The sequence below is a fragment of the Phytobacter sp. V91 genome (assembly GCF_965644225.1).
Lineage (GTDB): Bacteria > Pseudomonadota > Gammaproteobacteria > Enterobacterales > Enterobacteriaceae > CBFFRJ01.
Map to the genome: position 1 here is coordinate 21,861 of NZ_CBFFRJ010000062.1, position 7,471 is coordinate 29,331.

Here is a 7,471-nt window from a genome sequence, read left to right on the forward strand (position 1 = left end):
ACTAATCCTTGTTGTAACGGCTCGGCCAAATTGACGAAGGTTCTACATTGAGAGCATCAGCGATGATGCGCTCCCCCTTTGGATAGGCTCTGGCGAGCGCGTTTCTCAATGTGTCAGGTTTGAGCCCCACGCTAAGCGACAGGCCGCGCATCGTCAGTCCACGCTTGTGGAGAGCGGCCACGATATCGATACGATGCCAGTCACAAGGCACTTCATTTCTTTGCATAGTTCGATTACCCTAAAAAGTTATCTGCGCGGATAATTCGCGTGGGTTATCCGTCGGGACAAGTATTGATCTACAAAAAGAAAATATCAAGTTCAAATTATCTTTCCATAGTGAATTTGTTCTATGTAGAGACAACTAATTGCTAATCAATATCTTAAGGAGAGGAAGAATGACTGGAGTAAAAGGAAACAAACTTGCTATTGAGGGGGAAGGAATAGCAAGCATTCAGGAGCGTTTGAAGCAGCTCTTTAAAGGCAGGTCGTTACGGCAGGCATCTATTGACTGGGGGTTGCCATACTCTACTTTGAATAACTATTTCTCCAAAGGAGCAACTCCTGGTCTTGATGTAGTTATTCGCATAGCTCAACTCGAAGGTGTTCCTATCAGTTGGTTGGCTTCAGGCAGAAACGATGTGATTGATTTCGGTGAAGTTAATCTTGGTACAAGCGATTCTAAGATTGGTCATACTATTGCCGAGCGTATGCCTGAGTATGGCAACTCGCTGCAAGTAGCTCTTACCGGAACCCCAGTGTGCAGCGATGCAGCACTGGCTACGACATGGGAGACGATTTTCCAATCCTTGAGCCTTAGCGAACGCTCAGCCCTCGTCAGTTCTTTCGTAAAGATTGGTGCCAAGGGTATTTTGCAGGCACTTAACCAGGTCAATGATGCAGACTCAAGCTGGATGTCTTTAAGCCACGAAGAAAAAGAACGACTGATTCGATTGAATGAGCAACTGAAAAAAGGGACATCTGAGACTGATAGCGGCGTAGGCCAACAAGACCTAGCTAGCACAGACAAGAAGGCCGGTTAAACATAGATTAGTGACGCAGACATATCTTATCTATCAATCAGATGACATGGATATTGTCTAAGGTCAAATCCAGTTTAAACGGCCTTCAAACGAATTTTATGCTTAACGAAGCAGTAAGAATTAAACGTTCAGTACGTAGTTTTAAATCTCCGTTTAATTGCTTTTAAGTGTCATGCCGTATGTTTTAATTTTATCTGTCAGAATCATTTTTCAGCCTCAGAGTGATCTAAAAAAGTTTTTCGGCGAATTTTAAAACCCGATCCTCCGCGAGCCTAGCAGCACCAAGATTTCTCCCACCTGTTCCCGTGACTTCCCGGTTGTTCCCGGTTACTTTCCATTGTTCATGATTTAACTGTCACCTTACACCCGATTTAATTGCACAGCCCAGCCTTATCACCCGTCGGCAATCAGATCCTGCGCATCTTCAGTGTCTGACTGCGGTTACTCCGCCTGCAAACGGGACGGCGGCGCAGAGTGATAGTGCGCATCCGCCTCGGCAAAACGTTTTTCCATCCCGGCAGACGGCGCTTTACCCAACAGGCTGAACACCACAATACCGATACTGCCAAACACAAAGCCTGGGATGATTTCATACAGGCCCAGCCAGGCGAACTGTTTCCAGACGATAACGGTCACCGCGCCAATCACCATTCCGGCAAGCGCCCCGTTGCGGGTCATTTTCGACCACATCACCGAGAACAGAACCACCGGACCAAACGCTGCGCCAAAGCCTGCCCAGGCATAGCTCACCAGACCCAGCACACGGTTCTCCGGATTCGCCGCCAGCGCAATAGCAATCAACGCGACCAGCAGCACCATCACACGACCGACCCATACCAGCTCAGTCTGACCCGCATTTTTGCGCAGGAAGGCTTTGTAGAAATCTTCAGTTAACGCACTGGAGCACACCAGCAGCTGGCAGCTCAGGGTCGACATCACCGCCGCCAGAATGGCCGACAGCAGGATCCCGGCAATCCACGGATTAAACAGGATCTGCGCCAGTTCAATAAATACCCGCTCTGCGTTCTGGTTAACCGCGCCCGCTTGTTCCGGGTGGTTGTTAAAGTACGCAATCCCGAAGAAGCCGACGGCAACTGCGCCGGCAAGACACAGGATCATCCAGGTCATACTGATACGACGCGCATGCACAATACTGTGGTGCGAATCAGCGGCCATAAAGCGCGCCAGAATATGCGGCTGGCCGAAATAACCCAGTCCCCAGCCCATCAGCGAAATAATGGCGACAAAGTTCAGCCCCTTGAGCATATCGACGTTTTCGATGCTCTTTTGTTTGATGACTTCCAGCGAATCCGCAAAGCCCCCCACCGAGAGGATCACAATTACCGGCGTCAGGATCAGGGCAAAAATCATCAGGCTGGCCTGCACGGTGTCGGTCCAGCTTACCGCCAGGAAGCCACCAATAAAGGTGTAGATAATGGTGGCCGCCGCACCGGCCCACAGCGCGTGCTCATAGGTCATGCCGAAGGTGCTTTCAAACAGGCGCGCACCGGCCACGATGCCGGATGCACAATAGATGGTGAAAAACAGCAGAATAACGAGGGCAGAAATAATGCGCAGCAGACGACTTTTATCTTCAAAGCGCCCGGTGAAGTAGTCCGGCAGCGTCAGGGCGTTGTTGTTGTGCTCAGTGTGAACACGTAAGCGCCCCGCCACCAGCTTCCAGTTAACCCACGCACCCAGCGTCAGGCCAATGGCAATCCAGCTTTCTGAAATCCCGGAGATAAAAATAGCCCCCGGCAACCCCATCAGCAGCCAGCCGCTCATATCGGATGCCCCGGCAGACAGCGCAGTCACCAACGGGCCCAGGCTACGGCCACCTAAAATATAATCGTCGAAGTTTTTCGTCGAACGCCATGCAAAGAACCCTATCAGGATCATGCCAAAGATATAAATGAGAAATGTCACCAGCAGAGGTGTACTAATTGCCATCAAAAAATTCTCCAGGATTATGCGTCGGCAAACGCCATATTTGCCGCTTTTATCCATCACCGGAACGGGGTGATGATGTGTTTGTTGTATGAGGCGACCGTATCCTGCCGGAAGCCTTACTTATTCACAATTGATTTAACACTGCATTTACATCAATTTCATCCCGCAATTATTGGGATTTTCTTACAGGTTGCACTTAATCACACTTTTGCAGGTTGCACCTTAAAAAAGTGTTATCTGGCGCAAACTTGTCTCTCTGATAACGTTAGAACAGCCTCCAATACAAGCAACATACAATTAACTTATAACTCTATTTTAACCTTGCAAACGAGGTCACATTTAACAAGGTTGCACAAAGTTGCAACATAGTGGATAGTCTGCTGAAAACGAACAAACAGGAGACAGGCATGGGCACCACCACCATGGGGGTTAAGCTGGATGAGGCAACGCGGGAACGCCTGAAAGCGGCAGCCGCGCAGATTGATCGCACACCACACTGGCTTATTAAGCAGGCGATTTTCAGTTATCTGGAAAAACTGGAAAACAATGAAGCGATCCCGGAATTGCCCACGACCTGGAACCCAGGCGCCGGGGATAATGACGAGCCGGGAACCCCCTTCGAGGACAATCCGCAGCCCTTCCTTGATTTTGCTGAGAATATCCTGCCGCAGTCCGTTACCCGGGCCGCGATCACCGCCGCCTGGCGTCGCCCGGAAACCGATGCCGTCCCCATGCTGCTGGAGCAGGCGCGTCTTCCCCAACCCATTGCGGAGAAGGCGCAACAACTGGCATACCATCTGGCGGAAAAACTGCGGAATCAGAAGACAGCCTCCGGCCGTGCGGGCATGGTCCAGAGCCTGTTGCAGGAGTTCTCCCTCTCCTCTCACGAAGGCGTGGCGCTGATGTGTCTCGCCGAGGCGCTGTTGCGTATTCCGGACAAAGCCACCCGTGACGCCCTGATCCGCGACAAAATCAGCAACGGCAACTGGCAGTCGCATATTGGCCGCAGCGCATCGCTGTTTGTTAACGCCGCCACCTGGGGGTTGCTATTCACCGGCAAACTGGTTTCCACCCATAATGAAACCCATCTCTCGCGCTCGCTGAACCGCATTATCGGTAAAAGCGGCGAGCCGTTGATCCGTAAAGGGGTCGACATGGCGATGCGCCTGATGGGCGAACAGTTTGTGACCGGGGAAACCATCTCTGAAGCCCTGGCCAATGCGCGCAAACTGGAAGAGACCGGGTTCCGTTACTCTTACGATATGCTGGGGGAAGCCGCTCTCACCGCCGCTGATGCCGGGGCCTATATGCTCTCTTACCAGCAGGCGATTCATGCCATTGGCAAAGCCTCTAACGGACGCGGGATCTACGAAGGTCCGGGTATTTCTATTAAGCTTTCGGCCCTGCACCCGCGCTACAATCGTGCACAGTACGATCGGATGATGGAGGAGCTTTATCCCCGTCTGAAATCCCTGACCCTGCTGGCGCGTCAGTATGATATCGGCATCAATATTGACGCCGAAGAAGCCGACCGCCTGGAAATCTCCCTCGATCTGCTGGAAAAACTGTGTTTCGAGCCGGAGCTGGCAGGCTGGAACGGGATTGGCTTTGTTATCCAGGCCTACCAGAAACGCTGTCCGTTTGTGATTGATTATCTTACCGATCTTGCCAGCCGCAGCCGTCGCCGTCTGATGATCCGTCTGGTGAAAGGCGCCTACTGGGACAGCGAGATCAAACGCGCCCAGATGGACGGGCTGGAAGGTTACCCGGTCTATACCCGCAAGGTGTACACCGACGTCTCCTACCTTGCCTGCGCGAAAAAACTGCTGGCAGTGCCCAATCTTATCTACCCGCAGTTTGCCACCCATAATGCCCATACGCTGGCCGCTATCTACCAACTGGCGGGCCAGAACTACTATCCGGGCCAGTACGAGTTCCAGTGCCTGCATGGCATGGGCGAACCGCTGTATGAACAGGTGGTGGGGAAAATCAGCGACGGTAAACTCAACCGTCCGTGCCGTATTTATGCCCCGGTCGGCACCCATGAAACCCTGCTGGCTTATCTGGTGCGCCGCCTGCTGGAAAACGGGGCCAATACTTCCTTCGTTAACCGTATTGCCGACGCCACTCTGCCGCTGGAAGAACTGGTGGCCGATCCGGTCAGCGCGGTGGAAAAAATGGCCCACCAGGAGGGCCAGCCAGGCCTGCCGCATCCCAAAATTCCACTGCCGCGCGAACTGTACGGCCAGGGGCGGGTCAACTCGGCGGGACTGGATTTAGCCAACGAGCACCGTCTGGCCTCCCTCTCCTCTTCATTACTCAACGGCGCGCTGCATAAATGGCAGGCCAGACCGCTGCTTGAAGATCCGGTTGCTGAGGGGGAGATGCAGCCCGTCATTAACCCGGCTGAGCCGAAAGATATTGTCGGTTACGTGCGTGAAGCCACCCCCGACGAAGTTGCGCTGGCGCTGGAAAATGCCCGCAATCAGGCGCCTATCTGGTTCGCCACCCCGCCCCATGAGCGAGCAGCGATCCTCGAACGCGCAGCCGTATTGATGGAAGATCAAATGCAGCTGCTGATTGGTCTGCTGGTTCGCGAAGCAGGCAAAACCTTCAGCAATGCCATTGCCGAAGTACGTGAAGCGGTCGACTTCCTGCGCTACTACGCAGGCCAGGTGCGCCACGATTTCGACAACACCACCCACCGTCCACTGGGGCCGGTAGTCTGTATCAGCCCGTGGAACTTCCCGCTGGCTATCTTTAGCGGGCAGATTGCCGCCGCCCTTGCCGCAGGCAACACGGTGCTGGCGAAACCGGCAGAACAGACGCCGCTAATTGCCGCTCAGGGTGTCGCCATCCTGCTGGAAGCGGGCGTGCCCGCAGGCGTGTTGCAATTGTTGCCGGGGCGCGGTGAAACCGTTGGCGCGCAACTGACCGCCGATGAGCGGGTGCGCGGCGTGATGTTTACCGGCTCCACCGAGGTTGCCCGTCTGTTGCAGCGCAATATTGCCACGCGCCTGGACGCGCAAGGTCGCACCACGCCGCTGGTTGCAGAAACCGGCGGCATGAACGCCATGATCGTTGACTCTTCAGCGCTGACCGAGCAGGTGGTGATTGACGTGCTGGCCTCGGCTTTCGACAGCGCCGGTCAACGCTGCTCTGCGCTGCGTATTTTGTGCCTGCAGGATGAAATCGCCGACCATACCCTCACCATGCTGCGGGGCGCGATGGGTGAATGCCGGATGGGCAACCCTGGCCGACTGACCACCGATATCGGCCCGGTCATTGACTCTGAAGCAAAAGACAATATTGAGAAACATATCGCCGCCATGCGCGCCAAAGGCCGAAGCGTCTTCCAGGCCGTGCAGGAAAACAGCATCGATGCCCGTGAATGGCATACCGGTACCTTTGTGCCGCCCACGCTGATTGAGCTTAAGAGTATTGACGAGCTGCAAAAAGAGATCTTCGGCCCGGTGCTGCATGTAGTGCGCTACAGCCGGAACAACCTCAACGCGCTGCTGGCTCAGATCAACGCCTCCGGCTACGGCTTAACCCTGGGGGTACATACCCGTATCGATGAGACCATTGCCCAGGTGACCGGCAGCGCCCACGTCGGCAACCTGTATGTAAACCGCAATATGGTCGGCGCGGTGGTTGGCGTGCAGCCTTTTGGCGGCGAAGGCCTGTCCGGCACCGGGCCAAAAGCGGGCGGCCCACTCTATCTCTATCGCCTGCTTGCCAGCCGCCCCCAGGATGCCGTGGTGCGCACCCTCGCCCGTCAGCACGCGTCCCTGACGCCGGATACGCAAGTGAAGAACGCCCTGATCCAGCCGCTGGAAGTATTAACAGCCTGGGCGGCGGACAATCCGCAGTTACAGACTCAGTGCCAGAAATTCGCCGACTGGTCACAGGCAGGCACCCAGCGTATTCTCCCGGGCCCAACCGGGGAGCGCAATACCCTGACCTTCCTGCCGCGTGAGCGGGTGTTGTGTATGGCAGATACCCGCGAAGACAGCCTGCTGCAACTGGCCGCCGCGCTGGCCTGCGGCTGTAAGGTATTGTGGCCGGAAGATGAGCTGCATCGCGAGCTGTTAAAACAGCTGCCGGATCAGCTGGCGGGATCTATTGCCCTGACGCCTGCGGATGCTCTGATGAGCGAAGCCTTCGATGCCGTTATCTACCATGGCGACTCCGATCAGTTGCGTGAACTGTGCGGCAACGTCGCGGCCCGTGAAGGGGCGATTGTCTCGGTACAGGGCTTTGCCCGTGGTGAGAGCAATATTGCGCTGGAGCGGCTGTGGATTGAACGTTCGCTGAGTGTTAACACCGCAGCAGCGGGCGGCAATGCCAGCCTGATGACCATCGGGTAACCCCTGAGATAACGCCCGGAGATAATCCGGGCGTTTGAGATTGCTGACAAATGTGCTTAAAAGTGAATAGGGTTTGTTTTTCTCCCTCTCCCTTCCAGGGAGAGGGCCGGG

Annotated in this window: 4 protein-coding genes; 2 read left to right on the forward strand and 2 right to left on the reverse strand. The window is 54.9% G+C overall.

Annotation, left to right across the window (positions count from 1 at the left end; translation table 11 throughout):
- Position 1 precedes the first annotated feature (1 nt).
- Complete coding sequence (locus ACSZO4_RS14025) at positions 2 to 226, reverse strand: helix-turn-helix domain-containing protein (protein ID WP_437889593.1); 225 nt, start codon at positions 224 to 226, stop codon at positions 2 to 4.
- A 169-nt stretch (positions 227 to 395) separates the two neighbouring features.
- Between ACSZO4_RS14025 and ACSZO4_RS14030 the strand changes: the two genes are divergently transcribed.
- Positions 396 to 1,040, forward strand: coding sequence for a helix-turn-helix domain-containing protein (locus ACSZO4_RS14030; RefSeq protein WP_437889595.1), 645 nt, complete (start codon positions 396 to 398; stop codon positions 1,038 to 1,040).
- 441 nt (positions 1,041 to 1,481) lie between these two features.
- Here ACSZO4_RS14030 and putP read toward each other — a convergent pair whose 3' ends face one another.
- Positions 1,482 to 2,990: a sodium/proline symporter PutP gene (putP, locus tag ACSZO4_RS14035; protein ID WP_437889597.1), complete on the reverse strand. Its 1,509-nt coding sequence runs from the start codon at positions 2,988 to 2,990 to the stop codon at positions 1,482 to 1,484.
- A gap of 407 nt (positions 2,991 to 3,397) precedes the next feature.
- Here putP and putA point away from each other — a divergent pair, with 407 nt between their 5' ends.
- On the forward strand, positions 3,398 to 7,360 hold the full coding sequence (putA, locus tag ACSZO4_RS14040) for a trifunctional transcriptional regulator/proline dehydrogenase/L-glutamate gamma-semialdehyde dehydrogenase (RefSeq protein ID WP_437889598.1): 3,963 nt from the start codon (positions 3,398 to 3,400) through the stop codon (positions 7,358 to 7,360).
- Positions 7,361 to 7,471 lie beyond the last annotated feature (111 nt).